The sequence below is a fragment of the Thalassospira sp. ABL2_045 genome (genome assembly GCF_056161285.1).
The window spans coordinates 90,207-108,756 of sequence record NZ_JBSWYV010000001.1 but is presented as its reverse complement, the minus strand read 5'-3'; the positions used below and the strand labels follow the sequence as shown (position 1 = coordinate 108,756).

Below are 18,550 nucleotides of genomic sequence, written 5' to 3'. Positions count from 1 at the left end.
TGAGCCGAATATGGTGATTAATCGGCTCACGAGGGAGTATTGTGATGGGCAAATGGAACTGGCAGCACAGCGATTGGCCCAACTTCACTTGGGATAGCCAGCAAATCCAAGCCTACTTACCTCCTGTTTATCATAAACAGGGATACGTGGCCGGATTGGTCAACTCGCTGAACGGCACCCGAGCGTTAACCACCAAAGCACTTACTGAGAACATTGTTGCTTCTTTTGCAATTGAGGGCGAGCACCTCGACGCAACTGTTATATCCGATGAAATCGAGCGCGGTTTTGGCCGACCTTCCTCTTGCGATGACGCCAAGAGTGTTGGTCTCCTGGAGGGAAACGCCGCTGCTTTGATATCAAACGTTTTTGGCAAGTCCTCTCAAGACCTTACTCTGCATCGATTAGGAATGTGGCAGCGCTGCATGTTCGAGAGGACATACTCGCCAGCTCAAATCGGGCAGCCTGCAACATGGCGAACCGAAGATATCAACGTGGTTTCTGGTGGAAGCGGCGACCGGAGGATTCATTTCGAAGCCCCTAGCCCGTCACGCGTCGCAATTGAGATGGAAACATTCCTTACCTGGTTCGCTTCTAGCCGAGAAGCCAAAGAAATAGATCCGATTTCGAGAGCTGCTTTGGCACATCTGTGGTTCGCGACCGTGCATCCATTCGAAGATGGCAATGGCAGGAGCGCACGCGCGGTCGCTGACCTGGCACTATTCCAGTCAGACAAAAATGCTGTCGTGTACCCAATGGCGCCATACATTTTAGCCGACCGTGAAATCTATTTCCGAGTGTTGGAGCAAACTCAGTCTTCCGGTTTGGACATAACGGAATGGATGGTTTGGTTTTTCAAAACTTTGGAAAATGCACTCGACGGCGCGATAACGAGATTAAGCTGGAGTGTTGAAGCGAACAGTCTCGTGACGATACAGCCAGAAAATCGACTTTTGACGCAACAAGTCAGAATTCTTGTAATGCTCCACGATGATGCGGAGCAAAATGTCATAAGCGCATCACAATATGCTGCGATTAATAGCGTTAGTAAGGCGACAGCAACGCGCCACCTTACTGACTTGGTCGACAAAGGCTATCTATCCGTTTGCGTAGGACGCGGTCGTTCGACGAAGTACCGGTTGTCTGGCAAATAATTGATCAGGCATTACACCATGCCAAAATCTGGTATGCCCTGACGCATGATTTCGCGAAGGGTTAGAGAATAGCGCGAGGGTCGTGCGTCTCCTTTTGGACGACGAACAATCTTCATCTCGCCGCCCTCTTCGTCAAATTCGATGATCCCAACTTGATGAATGTCCAGAGCGTCAATCGCAGCATTAATTTCTTCTGATGGCCATCGGAACGAGCTGTTTCTGCAAAGCCATACGTGGCGGAAAAAACTCGAGCGATAATCGATATCAGACAGCAGGTTCTGGAAAGCCAGTTTGTGTCTTGCGGGAATACTGGTCATGAACATGAACCCGTCAACCAGCTGCAAGGCACCATCATCGCCACAGCGAATGCCAACAGCGTCAATGCTGACGAATTCAAACTCATACCTCTTGAAATAGATACTGACATCGTCACCTCCGTACAGAAGAGACTTGTGCTCATCAATTAAAGCGAGAGCTTGTTCTCTATGAAGTGCGTCTTTGCGCGTCAAGAACGTTGGCTTCGCCGACGAAGAGTGCTTTCGGTTCGTTACTTCACTGAGGATTTCCTTGATACGCACCACCGGGACCCTCTCGTCGCGCATTTGAGTCAGGAGATTGAATGCAGCATCCGGATCAGCGCTGTAAATACGTGCGAACAGCTCAGCAGTATGAAAGTGGCCCAGTACGTCAAATAGGGCATTTGGTTCGAGTGAACGCTGTCCGAGAATTTCTTGCAGTTTCGTTTTTTCGCGATCTGCGATGGCATTGCCGCGGATGAGTGTTGAGCGCATCCGTTGCAACGCGTTGCGTGTATACCCGGATTTCTGAGCAAGCATCTCCCAGAAATGTTCTTTATTTGCAGAGTATTGCTTACCCGCTGGCGTTTTTTCGATCTCGTTGATGATCGACGCAATTTGTGTCCAGGGCATCCGCCGGCCCCGTGCGTCGTCCAATTTTGCAAGCAGTTCATCAAAGGATTGCGCGTTCATCTTGGGGAGATTTCCTTGCGTTAAAACATCTTTCAATTACCCATAGCAGAATTTTTCGATTGTGCAAAGGTGATTTGAATCATAATATGCCACGAATCATAACGTGGATTGTGAATGATGTTTGATCCCCATGCACAAAGAAGCAGGAAGGTTGTTCGGCGGACAACGCATCGCGTTGTTGGTCGTTTTCCAAGCTTGAAATCCAGCCGGGTCGTCCACTGGGAGTCCCAGCTCGAGCGCGACATGATACGTTTGTTGGAGTTTGATCCGGCGGTGTTATCATATCGAGAGCAACCAGAACCTATTACGTATTTCGAGAGCGGAAAAAGGCGGAAATACACACCCGATTTTATCGCGCAGATGACGACTGGCGTAACTGTCTTTGAAGTGAAGCCTTACGAACAGTCCATAACAAGCTCCTTGAAAGAGAGACTTGTGGCATTCCGGGAGCATTACGCGGCGCAAGGCATAAATTTCCTCGTAATGACCGAGCGCGAAATCCGAAAAGAACCGCGCCTTTCAAACATCACCAAACTCTTGCGCTATCAGCGCGAAATCGTAAATCCCGCCAGCAAACAGGTTGTTATCAATCTCATTGATAGCGGTGTTCTGACCCTTGAAGGGTTGTTCGAACGTTTGAAAGAGCATGGTGTTCCGTTCTCGCAGGTCTATGCACTCATTGCTCAAGGCATTCTTGGCGTCGATATTAATCAACCGATCGACAACGACGATACATCTGTTTGTTTGCGGAGGGCTTCGTAATGGTTGCTGTTCGCATCGGTATGGGAACTGAGGTGTCTGTTGGTGAAACCATCTATGCCGTTCGTCGTTGCCTTGCAGGGGATATTCTTCAGCTTGAGTCAGAAGATGACGGTCAATTGGTGAAAATCCCAAGACCTGAGTTGGCGTTTTCCGTGGCCAACGGTGAAGCTTCCATCATCGTTGGTGACCGGAAGCACCAAGTTTTAGAACGCCAGGACTTGAGTATCCTTCCCGAGAAAGATCGCGATGAGCTTCGCCGCAGGCTTACCTACGTAAAATTGGTCGAGAAGCCAAGGGTTGCAGAGAGCGGCGCAGCTTTGGTCAAAGCCAGCATCGAAATTGGTGCGGCACAACTTAACGACCTTAAACCACCGTCAGTGGCAACGCTCTATAACTGGTGCAAACTTTACCGTCAGGCTGGCGGCGATCCTGCGGCTTTGGTGCCGCAAACAAAGCGCCGCGGGAACCGACAGCGACGATTTTCTCCAGAGGTACTCGAAATCCTTCAGGCCGTAATTAATGAGCGATTTCTGGTTACGTCCAGGCCCAGGCCGACGGATGTTTACTCCGCTGTCGTCGTCGAGATCGAACGATTGAATGCATACAGACCAACATTTGATCAACTGGCAGTGCCGACGCTTAGAACTCTCTATCGCGAAATCGAGAAACTCGAGCCCTACACCTTTTTAAGGGGCCGATACGGGAAACACATTGCCGACAAGGAAACACGACACGTGGGAAAAGGTGCATTCTCCTCTCGACCGCTTGAGCGGGTAGAAATCGACCACAGTCTTCTCGATATCATCGCCTACGATGAGGATCTCGACATTCCACTAGGGCGGCCAACACTCACATTGATCATTGACCATTTTTCACGGATGCCTCTGGGCTTTTATCTCGGCTTTGAAGCGCCAGGTTCAGCGAGTGTAATGATGGCGCTGCGCAATGCGATTGGCACCAAGGAATGGGTTAACGAGCGTTACCCAGACATTGAAGGCACATGGCCTTGTTATGGCGTGCCGGAGGTTCTTGTTACGGATAATGGGCCTGAATTCCATTCCAAAGATCTGGAAATCGCGTGTGCCCAACTTGGTATCACCATTCAGCATAACAAAGTGAAGTCGCCGTGGACCAAAGGTGTTGTGGAGAGGATTTTTGGTGAGATCAACCGATCTCTGCTTTGTGATGCGCCGGGGAAAACCTTTCACAACAAGGATGCACGCTCAGAAAATGATGCGGTTGGAGAGGCCAGTGTTCCTATCGCACTTCTTGAGCATGTCTTGTGTAAATGGATTGTCGAAATTCATGCCAGGAAGATGCACGAGGGTATACAAGCAATACCGCTTGAGAGATGGACTGAAGGTGTGGAGACGTTTCCACCTCGGCTTATTTCCGATCAGGAGGACCTCAATGTTCTTCTTTCCTGCTTCAAGGAAGTTCGGAAAATTCATCCCAAAGGGATTGTGATAGAGGGCATTTGGTACAGCTCAAGAAAGCTGACCGAGCTCCGCAACAGCTCTAACAAGGACTTCCAAGTAGATATGAAGTTCGACCCGACCAATATGGGGCGCATTCATGTCCGTGATCCAAGAACCAATACCTATTTCGATGTCCCGGCATTGAATCCCGAATACGCAGAAGGGCTCGGGCTGTGGCCTCACAAGATCGTTCGTAAGTGCCTTCGGAAAATGGGGGCGCGCAAGATCGATCCAACTGAACTTGCAAAAGTCAAAGAACAGATTCACGACCTTATTCAGGAAACGGCCAAGACCAAGAAGCGAAAACGCACAACCAATGCACGGATTGGACGGTTTCGTGAGTCCTCCAGTCAAGCACCCTCGAATGAAGATCGGATTGTCGAGCAGAACACCTCTTATGAGATCTCATTTGATGCTGCACCAACGGCCGAGGAGGAAGATTATCGTGACGACCTAGTTGAAGATGACGATTTTCTTGCTGATGGCATGCAGCGTATTCAGGCTGTCGGAAAGGACGACGTATGAGCATTGCTGTTAATCCAGACAAGCTTTCTGACATCAATCAGGTGATGGGTGATGTTCTGATCCGCCATCGTTCTTTCAAAACCGGTTTGGCACGGCTTGATGAATGCATGCAGTCCTACACGGGTTATGGAGAACCGGTGTGTATGCTTCTGTATGGTCCCTCAGGTGTTGGGAAGTCGACGCTTACAAAGGCTTTTCTCGTCGATAACCAGCCTGTCGAAACCCGGGACCGTAAACTGGTTCCGGTTCTGAGCGCGGTAATTCCGGTGCCGGCAACGATGAAGAATATGGCGTCCGAGCTTCTCGATAAGCTTGGCGACCCTCTTTCTGATCGGGGCACACTTGAGCAAAGAACCAAAAGACTTCGCAAGCTGCTTAGAGAGTGCGGCACGAAACTCATCATTCTTGATGAGTTTCAGCACTTTATCGATCGCAAGAGCGAGCGGGTCATCCTCGATGTTTCTGACTGGCTTAAGAACCTCATTTCCAACACATCGATTCCGGTGGCTTTGGTTGGGCTTCCGTATTCGAGAAATGTGTTGTCAGCAAATGAACAGCTCATGCGGCGCTTTAGTTATCAGACTGAACTTTCACCCTTTGCTTGGGATGACAATGCAGAGCGTGCAGAGTTCACTAGGATTCTTGACGCGGTAGACGGAAAGCTTGCGGAAATTCTGGGAGGCAAAAGCGATTTGAAGGGTCAAGCGGTCCGCTGCCATGCTGCAACAAAAGGACTGATTTCTCTTCTGATCAAGCTGGTCCATGGTGCTGCATATGACGCAGCCAAATGCAATGCTTCGTCGATAACCCGGCAGCATCTGGCCAAATCGTTCAGGGAGCGCCTTGTACCAGACAAAGCAGTTCTCAATCCATTTCTCGATAGTTGGGATGGACAAGCAATCGACACGCTTCCCGAGAGCAGGCATATGTCGGTGGCGGGATGCATCCCGTCGATTAGCGCGACATCACGTTCTCAAAACGTCAACGAAGTCCTCTCAGCAAGGTGAGACACATGTCAGGTGATCTGTCACTATTGGTACGTCCTAAGCCGGAGAAGGCAGAGAGCTTCCGGGGATATCTGCTCAGGGTTTCGACGGAAAATGGTTATCACAATCCGAACTGGATGCTGAGGCAGCTCGGTATTCATCCACGCGCATATTTGCCGCGTGACGACGTTGCAAAATTGGCGGGCGTGCTAAACCTTGCAGACCACGAGCTTTCAAATATCCAGAGCCGAATTGTGGGACCCCGATGGGTTCGTGTGGGCTCTCATGAAGTTCACATCTGTGCACAGGAAAGGCGTTCTTTTCGCTACTGCCCGCAATGCTTGAGCGAAGATCCGTACCATCGTGCCTTGTGGGAGTTCAAGCCTATGAGTGCCTGCCCAAAACACGGGACCTATCTGCTTGAGAGCTGCAGTAAATGTTATCGCCGCGTTGGCTGGGCACGTGAAAACCTTCTGGAATGCTCCTGTGGTGCGGATTTGAGGTCGTTTCGGCCGCGCTCAGCACCCGATAAAACACTAGATTTCTGCAGGTTGCTGGAGAAGCGCTTTCACGGTCAGCCAGCAGACGAAAGTTGCGCATTGCATCCGGCATTTCAGAAGTTGAGTTTCACAGATCTTCTGAATCACACGATGTTCCTGGCTGCCTATATTTCAGGTCGAGGGCGAGGAACCGGCCGACAATTGTTTTACAATCTTACTGCCGATGCATTGCGCGAGGTGTTTGACCGGGTTTCTGTGATTCTTGCTGATTGGCCGAACGGGTTTCACCTACTGCTTGATGAGGTGCGGCAATTCACCGAACAGGATGTTGAAAAACACGTCGGGCTCGAGGCAGAATTTCGATCGCTCTACACCAATCTGTTTCGCAAGCAGCAGGAAGTTGAGCATCTGCATCTCATCCGGGCCGAATTTGCCAAGTACATTGAAGGCAAGTGGTTTGCTGGGTTTGTCGTGCCAACCAGTAAACGATTGTCAGATGAGTGGTCCCAGGATCAATCGTTTGTCACAGTTGCCGAAGCGGCACGACGCCTTGGTATTCATCCAAGTATCTTGAGACGTGATATCGCCGAGGGGAGTTTGGCTGCTACCACGAGACAGATGCAAAGCAGGTGCCTTCGCGTCATAGAAGTCTCGGAGGTCGAGCGGTACCGAAACGCGCGTGAGAACCTGCTGAGTACCTTTGATGCGCAAGAGCTACTAGGCGTTTCAAAGCACCCCTTAATGAAATTGGTGAATGCTGGCCTGATTAAAGCCGTCAATGGGCCGAAGGTTGATGGTTCCCTGCACTGGGCTTTCAAGAAGCAGGATATAGAGGAGTTCATTGCATCTGTGACAAAGCAGGCGACCTACCGTCTGTTCGCAGATGAACCTGTGACTTTTGCTAAAGCGCTGCGTCGCTGCACCGCCAAGGGACTTTGTATCGTTGACCTGATCCAGGGTTTGCTCGGTGGCGAGTTGAAAGCGCTGAAGCGTTCGACAAAAGTGACCAATCTCAAAGATCTGTTCTTCAATGACGCAGACTTCCGAGCGTTTCTTTACAATGAAAAGCGGACGATCAAATGGGCAGTTACCATTCGTGAAGCGTCAAGCATGCTTGGGCTAAATGAAGAAGCAACACGTCATCTCGTGCATAAGGGGTTTCTTGAAACAATCTCTGTCCCGGTAGATGGGCGTCTTCGCAGACAGGTTTCATTGGATGCGATCGAGAGGTTTAAAGCGACTTACGTTTCGGCTTCTAGATTGGCAGCGCGTCAGAATACTTCAGCGAGATCAGTCGTTGCCCAGTTGCAGGAATTAGGAACCAACCCTGTTACCGGGCCAGGTATTGATGGGAGTCGTCAATATTTTTTCAGAAGATCTGAGACAGCATAGTAGATGCTGTAGAGTATATTTCGGATACAAACTATCTTCGCGGTGATTGACTAAATGTCAGTTCCCCACCAATCCAATCGTTGTGACACAACGACAACGCTGTTGCCCATCTCCCGAAGTCCGCGCATGTCGCGGGCTTTCGCGTTTCATTTGCCGATTTAATCGGTGTATTGATAGTAAGAAGGCTAAGTTGCTCCTTCAAAATGGCGTAGTGATCACCTTTGGGTTGGAGGACGCTTATGACATCACGATGAGCGTTGCTCGCGATGCTGCGAATGTTCTGGGTGAATTCGATGTTCTTTTAAAGACGAACCCGAGCGGGTGAATCACTTCAAGCGGAGCTGAGAACGTGAAGCGGCTGAGATTCAATACACTGAAATGGGGTGACTTTCTTGGCTATCTTGCCAGACGGGGTGGATAGACAGGCTAGTGCTATTCTGCGAAACGTATGCGTCGTACTTGCTGAACAAACTCGGACACTACAACCATTTAAAGCGTTCGTATTCGGCTCCGTGCTGGTTGGTGGGGCTGGGTGGGCGGATGTTGACATTCTACTCGTAACAAGAGAGCCAAAGGATTGCGATTGTCTGGGCCGAGCACTGTTACTTATTGCTACAATTTTCCCTCTACATTTGACAATCGTTCTACAATCAGAGTTCGAAGAACTGGGTGGCGAGGCTTGGGGGAGACTCCATGATCTAGAGATTTGTTCGCCGTGCCTGTAAAGGCAGTAGAGACAAACCGGATCGTCTACTCATGAAGATGAGATTAAATAAAGCGAGTTAATTTCTTGGCAGCGGGATGATCTAGAAGTTCATCTTTTGACATACTATAGGTCTCGCCAACATCGGTCATTTTAGAAACAAAGAACCGAGATAAAATACCAATTTCGGTAGTGTATGTTTGAATTAAATCCATCGAACTTGACCAATTTTCCTGACACGTTTTTTGGAGGATAATAGCCCAATCCTCCTGTGTTTGAGTTTCTTTCGTTGCTTTCAAATTAACAAGAATTTGTAGAAGTTCTCTTGCTTTCGCACGATCATTACTGGCTCCCGAGTTCGGGTCTTCAAATATTTTTACAGCCTCCTCCGAATTAACCCTAAATTCGTTGTCTCCGATTTGTTCAATAGACTCGGCTATTGAACCGCCGTTGAGAACAACAATACGCCTCTTCAAGTAATGTTCTAATTCCTGTAGGTCATACAGTACAATCGATGGACTAATACTTGACGCCCCATGATGAGAATAAGTTGTTTCAATAGATAATGATATCGCAGTAGATTCAAATCCTTGCGTCAGAGCGCACACAAAGTGCCCTAGTTCATGGCGTGCGATTCGCTCTGCAGTCCTTCGAATCGATACAGGTAGCATTTTATTTCCTGGAATAGGAAGAATTCGAGGTGGAATGTATTTTCATCAAAATGATGTCGCGTATGACGTTTGTTTATAAATACGTTGTGATGGTTGTTGTTTTACTGACGTGTTGTTTTTCTTTTTTCTTCTCAAGAATCCATGATTTGAGTTAACGTAATTGTGACTTTCTCCCGAGCGGCACATGTTCAATCGTCATCCGCGTGATCAATGGAGAGCTTAAACACCACTGGATGATGATCGGAAAAATACTGTCGAAAGGTATTGTGGTCGTAAGGGATTCCTGGAAACACACCAATGCTGCTGTCCCAAAGCGGTTCAGTAGCAGCAATCAAGTCGAGTACAGAAAACTCCGGTAGGATTTCTAACGAGTTTGCCGGGCGATACAGTACGTGATCGTATGGTTTAGGACCATTAAGGTTTGTGTTTGTTGGGAGGCAGCTGTCGTTGAGTGACATAAACCCGACCGGAGTAACCCGCGCCAGCTCTTCACAATCCTCGATGTTCATATCGCCTAATATTATGAAATCTTTCTCAGGGCCGTTTTGGAGATCGATCCAATTCGCGATAGTTGCAAGTTCATGAGCTCTACGTTCGTTTTCGCGCGCACCGGGCATTAGATGTACTGAAATCAGCACAAAGTCGGGTCCGTTATTTGTTCTGAAGCTGGCCGCATACGGAACCCTTTCATAATCCGGGTGATTGCTACGGTCGTCAGCCAAGAATCCGTTTGGTAATTCTGCATCCGGGGTTACACGATCTGGCTTGTAGAATGCGATGAACCATTCTGTGCCAGTACCGGCTGTATGAATGCGATCGCCGGTTCAGGTGTCTTCAGGAGACAACACAAACGAAAACCCTTGAGTAGCCATGGCGTCAGTGAACTCTTTCGCCTCTTTGTCAGCTTTGTAAGGTGAGCCATCCGGATATGTACCGGCAACGGGAGGGGCGACGAGTTCCTGAACAACAACCACGTCGTAAGGCGCTAAGATCTTGGCAAGCGCTACATCATCACGTTTTTTGAATTAGCCAAGAAATTGAATATTAAAAGACGAGATGTCGAGTGTATCCGCTTGGCTAATTGATGCGTAAGATAAAGAGCTCGCAATGAGGATTAGGCAAATTTTCGAAAGTTTCATCACTCGTTCCCCCTCCTGCATAGAGTGGTTTACGCAGTTCTTAGAGGTATCTTTATCTATTAAACTGAATTCTAATGTCAGTTATCCTTAAAATCAAAATGGAAAACAATCTGTCGTTTTCAATGAAACGATACATTCGTTGCTACAGTAATTCAGACTGAGAGAAGTGGAAGTAGTGTTCATCCAGTTCTGGTATCGCAAAAAACATTTTCCATACTTTGTCATTGCTTAACTTGGGTATTTCAAATGAGAAATATATCTCTATTGTTTCTTGTTCAGTTTCTTTTATTTTAGGTTTTCTAACGATTTTCATTCCAGGGTCGCTCGAGAATACTAGTCTCGGTTCAGTTCTGTTTTTTATGTTATCTCCATTTATAATAACTGGTATGTCGGAAATACTAAACGGAAGTCTCTGTGAGATTGATATGCAAGAACTTGAAAATATAGTGTCTTCGTTTTCTGTCGATTTTGTCTTAAAATACCAAAGTCTTTCTATTCCGGCATCGGATAGAATTTCCAGTAGGCAGTCACGTATTTTTATTGCAGTTTCTTCGTCAATTTCTTCAAATATTGAATCAGAGAACATGTGCCCATGTTTCTGGCTGATGAAAACCAAACTTTTAGCCGCTTCCTCAGCAAATTGTTTATCATTGCAGAAAAATGCGTCATATAAAATGGAAGGAAGATTTTCGAGCATTCGAATGCTTCTGTTTTTATATTGACTATTTTCTGGGTGTTCGACTATGTCATTTTTTATTTTGACGTAACTAAGGGCAGCGTCTCTAGCGCTGTTATGCAAGCCTTTCTGTATCGCATTGATTGCCGAAGCCAATTCGTTTGTGCTCCTTAACAGATTTTCGTGCTTTTCGGTTGACCTTACATGATCAACCGTTACTGATAGATTATCTTTTAAAGTATTTGCTTGAGATGGACGTTCTGAAGAGTGAGCTAGCCTGATGTGCTTAACTTTGCTGTTATCATTCTGAACGGCTTCTTTAACCAAATAAGTTATCTGCGTTTTTATTCGCGCACAGTTTCTGCGGACTGCTCGTATTAAAGCAGTGTTGGTCAATGTTCCAAGTGCAAGTTGGAACCTAAAGTTAAGTAGTTGCTTTCTGCAATCTTGTTTAAGTGCGAGTAGTTCGTATAAGTTAAGCTCTCTTATGTGCTTCTTAGCTTCAGCTTTCTTCATCATACTTAGATCGTAAGCTAAAAGGTGCATTTCTACCTCTTTTTGATGGGGTCTGCGTACATGGGGTTAGGCTGCATCATCTTGAGTGAAAACATGGTAGTCATCCCAACCAGCAAAAATGTAGAGCAAGGACGATGGGCACCCAGTTCGTTTGCGTAGATTCTTTCTTGCGGTCATTACCGCATCTCTCAGTTCGCCTGGGCCGTTTGTGAGCGCTTTATACAATTCTTCGGTGAACGCTCGTCCGAATACATCTGCTATCGGTCCTGTTGTCCCGCAGACAGCGCCAGCTCCCCATCTTAAAAATTCTCCAGCTAAACAAGCTGTGCTTTTCGCTGGGGATATGGCTGAATTGCACATATTTAGGAAAATAGCTGACAGGCCAAGGGTATTTTCCGGTTTCATGATGCGATGTGAGACAGTTGCGTCTTGCGAAAAGTATACGCGATGAGAATAGTCGGACGGCTCGGGGTAATATTTGAGGTGGCAATTAAAGTGATATAAGTCAGCGTATGCCGACAACCAAGTTCTAAGCGGGGCAGCTTCTTCGCGAGTGAGGTTTTCTTTAGTCGGGAGGCTAGGCAGTTTGTTAATCATGTGTTGCCCAAAGTGCTGTTCAACCAGCCAAGCTTCCTCCAAAGCGCTTCTCTGCTCAATAGATCTTCCTGATAACTGTGCAGAATTTAGGCCATTATACTCTGCAAAAGCGATCGTGGTTGACCTGCCTTGGTTAAATGAATCAACCGGCATTTGTTTTCTTTTGGGTTTTTGAGCCAATCCAACATGAACTAGATCTCCAAGATATTCGTCTTTAGATTGGTCAAAACACAGGAGGTTCCAAGGAGCGTCGGTTAGCGGATCTAGTTCAGTAGCCTTGAGGCGCTCGATTTTGTGAGTCTTAATAAAATCGATCAAATCTCTGCTATTTTGTCCAAGCAGCGATTGGGTTAAGGAAAACAGCTTAGTTCTGAGGTTAGCAACGCTTATTTGATGCGCGTCTTGTTCAGATTGCGTGTATTTTTCTATCTGAATTCCTCTGCGCTGGAGTGAACAGGCAAAATTATACAAGTCGTTCTGAATGGCCTTGAGTTCTTGATCAACAAATTGATCGAAAGCAGACGTAAACTCAATCATCGCCCCCGAGGTGACGTGCAGAACAGTCGTCAGATACCTCTTACTTTCAGGTATATGATCAATAATAATTGTTGCAGTATTGTGTGTATTTTTTTCTGTGAATGAATAGGAAGAAACTATCTTCATAGCTGAGCTTGTATCGTCGTCCGTCATTGCAATATCCGCTATATTTTCAACTATAAAGAAAATTAAATCAGCAATCGAGCATGTGCGCAACCCTTCGTTGAAATTTCTGCACGTTCCCTTCTGTGTCGAAAACAGAAATACAAAGGTGTTTTCTTGCTAGTGCTTTGAACTCAAGGTAGCTTAACTTAACTTCTATCGGTTCGCCGTGCACTGTGCGGTAGTATGGAGATTTGAAGCCGTTTGGGCCAGACAACCTGATTGTCACAGGTAAATTTTCCTGATTTTCTTTGTTTTTTAATAGACATAGGCGCGTTGGAAAATCTTCTCCGATGACAACTTGTAAGGAAGTCTCTCCAGCTTTCTGATTGCGAGCTTCTACTCTCACGTCCGTCCGGTTCCATGTTGTTGTCGAAAGTGTAGTCGCTAACTTTCTTCTATCAAGCTCCATTTTTCCTAAATAAACGAGGTCTAATTTTTGATCGCGAGAGAGGAAGAATTTTGAATCATTCGGCGTTATTAGCGCGCTGGGAAATTCCTTAAGTGAAAACGCTGGTTGGCTTACAAATTCTGGTTTGTTAGGCAGGTCTAGTCCAGGAAGGAGTGGCTGTCTGCGTCGTTGAGCTAAATTGAAAGTCTGCTCCAACTCTTCTATATGTCGGTCAATTGACTGGTGCTGGTGTCGCAACTTGAGTAATTTAAGTAGCTGGCTGGCTTTTTTGTAAGACACTGTAGCTTCCTGCATGATTTGGTCGGTGTTACAGGAAGTGCTCAGCGCAATTGCTTCTTTTGCCTGAGCGCGAATTCGGAAAAGAAGTGCAGCTAAAGCCAGTGCCATTGAGTCTTCGAAGTGGGATAACAGTATTTCAGACAAGCTATCTCTAAGTTCTGGCTGTCGTGTTGCTTCTAAGCACTGGATACGTCCAAGATAGAAGCTCAAGTCCTCATAATGACTCATTTTTTTCTTGTTGATAGGTAGTCCATTGCCGGCCATTGACAGCTGGAGGATGGTTCTTGGAGTAGCTGTATACTCTGTCCCAGTTATCGCTTTCGATATCGATGTCTTTAAAGAAAGGATTGTCTCTGGCGAGTAGATATTACTTCGGGGTGCAAATAAGAGCGCCTCACGAGAAGAGGCGAGGATGACGATATCGTTAGGATTGACAGCTACTGAACCGTTTTCCCCATCAATAAGAAATACGCTTTTGTTGTTTGTAATCGTATCTTTTACGGAGGATAGTTCCTCCTCCTGAGGCGCAAGAATCCAAATTCTTTGATGGCGTGGATCAACGTCAAATCCCAACGGAAGCGAATATTGATATGTCATTCGACGTACCAATCCCCTCTATGGTGTTTGAAAACTAGAACCTTATGACTTGCGATAAATCTCACCGAGCTATTGTTGTTCAGTGTAAGCTGCGCTGACTATGATGCTCCTATTGGATGATGCACGCAATTCCGAAATTCCATCTTTGGTTTTTACATAGTCTGAACAGTTAAATTTCTGTCGGGTTTTGTAGGTTCGTGTCTGCAAGGGCCGCCAAGGTTGTTTTATCTCTCAATATGTAATCTTAAGGTTGTTTTCAGGCGAGCTTATGTCTTAGTCTGATGTTTCCATGTCATCTCATTAGTTCAAGAAGGAAGATGTGATGTTCTGCAAGCGCGACACTACCAATGCTTTAGCAAAGGAGTTATTGAATACTTATGATTTATGCTTGGTCGGAACAGCACGGTCACCCGATGAGCTAAGTCCCGGGATGTGCATAGTGGTTACACCTCCAAGTCCGAAATCCCTTACCTACTGCTGTCCTTGGATAGATATATTCAAAGATAAATTGGGTGGTGGGGCTGGTCAGGTTCAGCAAGTGTTTGCAGAAATCAATCATACGGGTGAGGTTAGTGCTGAAGTGCTGGGCCACTTATCTCAAATTCCGGGCGTAACTCCGGAGGGTGCTGCAGAACTTGGTGCTGAACTTGCGAGGTCCCAAAGTTCCACGTTGTCATTGGGGCTTGACCAAGCAAACAGAACATACATCCCAATTTATGAAATCCAGAAAGCTGTGAGAGAGGGACAACTGCAAGATTATGCGATTGAGCTTTTCTCAGAAGGCGCAAGAATCTACATTGTTTATGAGACAGTTACTGCTATCGAAGCCATAATCAAAGGAAGCAAAGACAGTAGCGCACTTGTTAAGCTTCTGGCTAAAGTGGAGTCTGTTGGCAAGACGAAGCTTGAAGCGAGCCTTCGCGATGAAGAAGCTAATTCGATTTCATTCAAGAGGGCAGATGCGCCAATGGTGATTGGATTTAAAGCTGTTGAGTTACTAAGGAAGAAGGACGATACGACAGCTATCTTAAAGGCGTTACAGAAGCCATTGCTGGTGAGAGGTGTTGAAGGTGACGGCGAAGGCGAACCGGACAACGAGTTTATTCTGGAAGAAGGTATTTTTGCTTACCCAGAACCTAGGTGCTAATGCCTAATTTTTAGTGAGAGCCACATTTTTACGCTCGTCAGGGCGATTCCTCTTTAATTTTGCGTTTAGTGAGTTTCCTGGAGTGTTTAAGTTGAGAACCAGAAGTGGTCCTCAGAGAAAGGCGATGTCCTGTGGTTTCACGGTGCTATATGAAATAGAAATAGCTGAAGCAGCGCTGGCGCCAGACGGCCAGACCTCAAGATAGCGACTCACCACAAGAAGATCGTCCTGCGTTCCGTTCAACATCAGGCTCAACGGAGATTGTCTGGCAAACACGATGCCATTGTGTGTTCCTTTAAGCCGAGTCGCAGCCTCGCGAGCTTCTACAAATAGTTTTGTAAGAAGTTTGTGAATACCAAGCACAGCAGATATCCGGAACAGCGCGTCCTTTGACAGTGTAATCCGGCTGTTTGAACCGACCTTTCTCATCCAGCGCCTACCTGTGTGAAGGTTAACTGCAAGCTATAATTGAAAAATTGTTTCTCGACCCCGACACGTCACAGATGAACGCCGCCTAATTCGAGTTTCTCATACGGTCTGCCCTGATCCAGGCGAGAGTAGACCTGGCAGGTCGCAAGGCCTTTGTTGTGAAGCTCGATAAGGTGGACGAGTTTTTTTCAGGCGCTGGACGGATCCTCTGCGCCCAAAGAAGCTTTGCGGGCGCTATTTGCTTGGCAAAGTCAACTCTAACAATAATAAGGTTCGTGTTCCAGTGGATGCAGGAAATTTAGGAATGCTCCTACCCGGCAAACCGGATAGGAGCGGTGTTTGCTCGACGCCAGAAAGTGTTAACGGGAAGCTTTGCTAGCCTCTTTTTGTTCCTCTAATGTCTCAAGTGCAGGCTTGATATAGCAGGAGACATAGAAATGTTTCCTGTCTCTTAATGCCTGTTGCAGTGCAAGTTTCAACAATGTTTCGAGAGATTGGTCTTCACGCATTGTCTTCCCTCCTTCGAGATATCGGGCACATTGCCCTGCTCAGGAGAGCATGTGGCCAGGGAAGAGGCTGTGATGTGAAGTCTTATGGTTGCATAATATAAAATATATTATCGCTCAAGTGTTGGTCAATCCTGCTTAATGCCATCCAGCTTGTTGTAGTCTTCTTTGAATTTGATCTCAACTCCTATGGGTCAAATGTAATTTCTGCTGCGCCAGGATAGTGAAAAAGCTCAGAAATGGTAAGCTGTTTGGAGATCAGGCGTTTGTAAGTGTCAATTGTCAGCAAGGCATGTGATTGCTCGTTATCGGTTGTAATGATCACCGGCCCGGCCTTGGCTTTGTGCGCAGCTTCAGCAAGATTCTGTGCGACTTGTTGATTGGAAAGAATGGTTTCGATCATGTTAATTCCCCCTTAAACCTCTGAGGTTCTATCTCGGTAGTATAGTTTTGGAGATGCTTTACCGGCTTTTCTACAAATCTGCTGACTGTTTGAGACGCCATTTTGGCGGGCAGCATGGTTCGACCCGAAAAGCGTTATTAAGAAAAGTCAGCCAAATGGTGTTCATTGCTAAAAGAGCCAATTATGCCCCAGCTCATTTGGTAAACCTGTTCAATATAGAAACTCAAATACGTCCATCGCATTTGTGAGGTGTGGGCCTTAGTGGGATCGTTTCGCGAGCGTTCTTTGTCCGTTAATGACTGTTTCCAGACAAAAATATGAAAATCAGGGAAGCTCTCTTGGGACTCAATTATTGTTAGGGGAAGTGCCTTCTTGAGGAGAGACAAACTTTGATACGAGTTCAATGCAAAAGGCAAGCGAGACACTCAGTAAAACAACAACGAGTAAATATAATTTCAACAAATAGCTGCGGACGTCCTGAATCGAAGTGGCGGTCCATATATTGTTCGGATTGTCCCCAAAATATTCAAAAATGACCTGATGGTTGCCCTCATATTCTGGATGCATTGCCAGCCACCTTGAAACATCATCAGTGTAGGTTTCGGATACAATTGACTTTTGCTCTGTGTTGATTGGATTAGTGAAGGTAAATTTTTCTAGTTCTTCCAAGTAAAAAGTAGATGAAAAAAATATAGAAACAAATAATAATATTATAATTGCAATATGCAAAACCACGAATTTTCTATTTGCGATAGTTTGAACAGCATACTTTGATAATAAAAATATTAGAAATGAGAATAGTATGCCTAATCCAGAATATCCGAGTTTTGTATCAAGATCAGTAGGTGGAGCTGCAGAGACCAGAAAACCGCCGCCCGCAGTAAATAATATACCTGATGTTTCAAGAATTCCTTTGATATTAACTTTCAATTACACTTCCCTCCGTCATCCACGGATATGACATAGTCCATTGAAGAATCAATACTTTCGACATTTATCGAGTTAAAATCTGAAACAACTTCGCCGTTCCACAAAGCCCAGATTGATAGTCTCCTCATGTTTACAATAGCAAAACTCGGAGAACTTGGGTTTTGAAATCTTTTCGATAGATATTTCAGCGCATTTAAATCATCTTTGTATAATTCTGTATATGCAAGTCCTGTATAGTAAATAAATAAATCACAAATTTCATTTTTACTTTGCTTGTGTATTGTTTTCACGCTGATTTTCCTTAAAAATTTATTTCGATTATATGCACTATAAGACATTGTATTTATTTCTGGTGCAATGTGAGACTTAGCACTTAAGAGGGTTTCTATTTCTTTTCCCTTGAAATTAATGGGTGCTACCCCATCTTCGATACGCTCAATATCCTGCGCAATCATTGCATAGTGGCTTAAATCTTGGTTGATCGTCCCAATAAAGTCAGCGGGCAATTCGCTCTGAATTTCTGCTAACTGTTGAATAGAATTGATTACTGTAGAAGTTTCTTCATCTAGTGAGGCGGCTTCTTCTGCTCCCCAGAATTCTAAGAAGTCTTCATTGAGACCCGTTCTGAATGTACTATCGACAATAATATAACGATCAGTCTCAGGAATCGCTCCGCTTTGGCTGATAGCGGGCAAATATATACTTTGACCCGGTTGAATATCTGACAGGCTCGCAATTTCTGGATTAAGGCTTCGAACAACACCAATTAGATCTGCATTGGGCCGGATGTTTCCCTTTTCCAGTATGTTCCAAACATTTTCTCCTGATGCGACGGAATGCTCAATGACAGCGATCCCAGTTTCTTTATTGCGAACCGGCCTATTACGTCCGTTTATTTCCTGCAATAGCATGGGCTCGTTAAGTCCAGGAAAGCTGATGGTTTTTCCGACCTGCGCCAAATCCTGTGACGACAGATATATCGACGAGTTGACCGGGGCTAATTCTTGACCGGCGAGACCTGCTTGAGGGCAATAAAATATTATTCCGGTTCCGATCAGCACTG

General features: G+C 46.1%; 17 protein-coding genes. 6 read left to right on the top strand and 11 right to left on the bottom strand.

Annotated features, from left to right (window positions below):
• Positions 1 to 44 precede the first annotated feature (44 nt).
• Positions 45 to 1,151: a Fic family protein gene (locus ACXAIA_RS00495; RefSeq protein WP_475347616.1), complete on the top strand. Its 1,107-nt coding sequence runs from the start codon at positions 45 to 47 to the stop codon at positions 1,149 to 1,151.
• Positions 1,152 to 1,162: 11 nt separating this feature from the next.
• Here the strand turns inward: ACXAIA_RS00495 and ACXAIA_RS00490 are convergent, their stop codons facing one another.
• Positions 1,163 to 2,140 carry a hypothetical protein gene (locus tag ACXAIA_RS00490; RefSeq protein WP_475347615.1) on the bottom strand — a complete coding sequence of 326 codons (978 nt, stop codon included), beginning with the start codon at positions 2,138 to 2,140 and terminating at the stop codon, positions 1,163 to 1,165.
• A 114-nt stretch (positions 2,141 to 2,254) separates the two neighbouring features.
• Between ACXAIA_RS00490 and ACXAIA_RS00485 the strand changes: the two genes are divergently transcribed.
• The 4 genes from ACXAIA_RS00485 to ACXAIA_RS00470 are packed head-to-tail and all read left to right on the top strand — an operon-like array spanning position 2,255 to position 7,783.
• On the top strand, positions 2,255 to 2,902 hold the full coding sequence (locus ACXAIA_RS00485; RefSeq protein WP_475347614.1) for a TnsA endonuclease N-terminal domain-containing protein: 648 nt from the start codon (positions 2,255 to 2,257) through the stop codon (positions 2,900 to 2,902).
• Complete coding sequence (locus ACXAIA_RS00480) at positions 2,902 to 4,905, top strand: Mu transposase C-terminal domain-containing protein (protein WP_475347613.1); 2,004 nt, start codon at positions 2,902 to 2,904, stop codon at positions 4,903 to 4,905. The genes ACXAIA_RS00485 and ACXAIA_RS00480 overlap by 1 nt, the downstream gene beginning before the upstream one ends.
• Positions 4,902 to 5,912 carry a TniB family NTP-binding protein gene (locus tag ACXAIA_RS00475; RefSeq protein ID WP_475347612.1) on the top strand — a complete coding sequence of 337 codons (1,011 nt, stop codon included), beginning with the start codon at positions 4,902 to 4,904 and terminating at the stop codon, positions 5,910 to 5,912. Before ACXAIA_RS00480 ends, ACXAIA_RS00475 begins: the two co-directional genes overlap by 4 nt.
• A 5-nt stretch (positions 5,913 to 5,917) precedes the next feature.
• Positions 5,918 to 7,783 carry a helix-turn-helix domain-containing protein gene (locus ACXAIA_RS00470; RefSeq protein ID WP_475347611.1) on the top strand — a complete coding sequence of 622 codons (1,866 nt, stop codon included), beginning with the start codon at positions 5,918 to 5,920 and terminating at the stop codon, positions 7,781 to 7,783.
• A gap of 768 nt (positions 7,784 to 8,551) precedes the next feature.
• On the opposite strand, the gene ACXAIA_RS00465 is transcribed toward ACXAIA_RS00470, so the two are convergent.
• The 5 genes from ACXAIA_RS00465 to ACXAIA_RS00445 all read right to left on the bottom strand — a co-directional run bounded on the left by ACXAIA_RS00465 (position 8,552) and on the right by ACXAIA_RS00445 (position 14,072).
• Positions 8,552 to 9,157, bottom strand: a complete 606-nt coding sequence (locus tag ACXAIA_RS00465; RefSeq protein WP_475347610.1) for a hypothetical protein — start codon at positions 9,155 to 9,157, stop codon at positions 8,552 to 8,554.
• A gap of 188 nt (positions 9,158 to 9,345) precedes the next feature.
• The gene (locus ACXAIA_RS00460) at positions 9,346 to 9,879 is read right to left on the bottom strand and encodes an exonuclease/endonuclease/phosphatase family protein (protein ID WP_475347609.1); all 534 of its coding nucleotides are present in this window, start codon (positions 9,877 to 9,879) and stop codon (positions 9,346 to 9,348) included.
• Between the two features lie 559 nt (positions 9,880 to 10,438).
• Positions 10,439 to 11,491, bottom strand: coding sequence for a 50S ribosomal protein L29 (gene rpmC / locus ACXAIA_RS00455; protein ID WP_475347608.1), 1,053 nt, complete (start codon positions 11,489 to 11,491; stop codon positions 10,439 to 10,441).
• Between the two features lie 63 nt (positions 11,492 to 11,554).
• Positions 11,555 to 12,775 (bottom strand): CHAT domain-containing protein, encoded by a 1,221-nt coding sequence (locus ACXAIA_RS00450; protein ID WP_475347607.1) that lies wholly within the window; start codon positions 12,773 to 12,775, stop codon positions 11,555 to 11,557.
• 40 nt (positions 12,776 to 12,815) lie between these two features.
• Positions 12,816 to 14,072: a hypothetical protein gene (locus ACXAIA_RS00445; protein WP_475347606.1), complete on the bottom strand. Its 1,257-nt coding sequence runs from the start codon at positions 14,070 to 14,072 to the stop codon at positions 12,816 to 12,818.
• A gap of 322 nt (positions 14,073 to 14,394) precedes the next feature.
• Between ACXAIA_RS00445 and ACXAIA_RS00440 the strand changes: the two genes are divergently transcribed.
• Complete coding sequence (locus tag ACXAIA_RS00440) at positions 14,395 to 15,219, top strand: hypothetical protein (RefSeq protein ID WP_475347605.1); 825 nt, start codon at positions 14,395 to 14,397, stop codon at positions 15,217 to 15,219.
• Positions 15,220 to 15,330: 111 nt separating this feature from the next.
• Here the strand turns inward: ACXAIA_RS00440 and ACXAIA_RS00435 are convergent, their stop codons facing one another.
• The 5 genes from ACXAIA_RS00435 to ACXAIA_RS00415 form a co-directional block, all read right to left on the bottom strand.
• The gene (locus ACXAIA_RS00435; RefSeq protein WP_475347604.1) at positions 15,331 to 15,648 is read right to left on the bottom strand and encodes a hypothetical protein; all 318 of its coding nucleotides are present in this window, start codon (positions 15,646 to 15,648) and stop codon (positions 15,331 to 15,333) included.
• Between the two features lie 359 nt (positions 15,649 to 16,007).
• Positions 16,008 to 16,157, bottom strand: coding sequence for a hypothetical protein (locus tag ACXAIA_RS00430; protein WP_475347603.1), 150 nt, complete (start codon positions 16,155 to 16,157; stop codon positions 16,008 to 16,010).
• A 184-nt stretch (positions 16,158 to 16,341) separates the two neighbouring features.
• The gene (locus ACXAIA_RS00425; protein ID WP_475347602.1) at positions 16,342 to 16,557 is read right to left on the bottom strand and encodes a type II toxin-antitoxin system Phd/YefM family antitoxin; all 216 of its coding nucleotides are present in this window, start codon (positions 16,555 to 16,557) and stop codon (positions 16,342 to 16,344) included.
• 345 nt (positions 16,558 to 16,902) lie between these two features.
• Positions 16,903 to 17,487: a hypothetical protein gene (locus tag ACXAIA_RS00420; RefSeq protein ID WP_475347601.1), complete on the bottom strand. Its 585-nt coding sequence runs from the start codon at positions 17,485 to 17,487 to the stop codon at positions 16,903 to 16,905.
• Positions 17,484 to 18,548: a hypothetical protein gene (locus ACXAIA_RS00415; RefSeq protein ID WP_475347600.1), complete on the bottom strand. Its 1,065-nt coding sequence runs from the start codon at positions 18,546 to 18,548 to the stop codon at positions 17,484 to 17,486. The genes ACXAIA_RS00420 and ACXAIA_RS00415 overlap by 4 nt, the downstream gene beginning before the upstream one ends.
• Positions 18,549 to 18,550 lie beyond the last annotated feature (2 nt).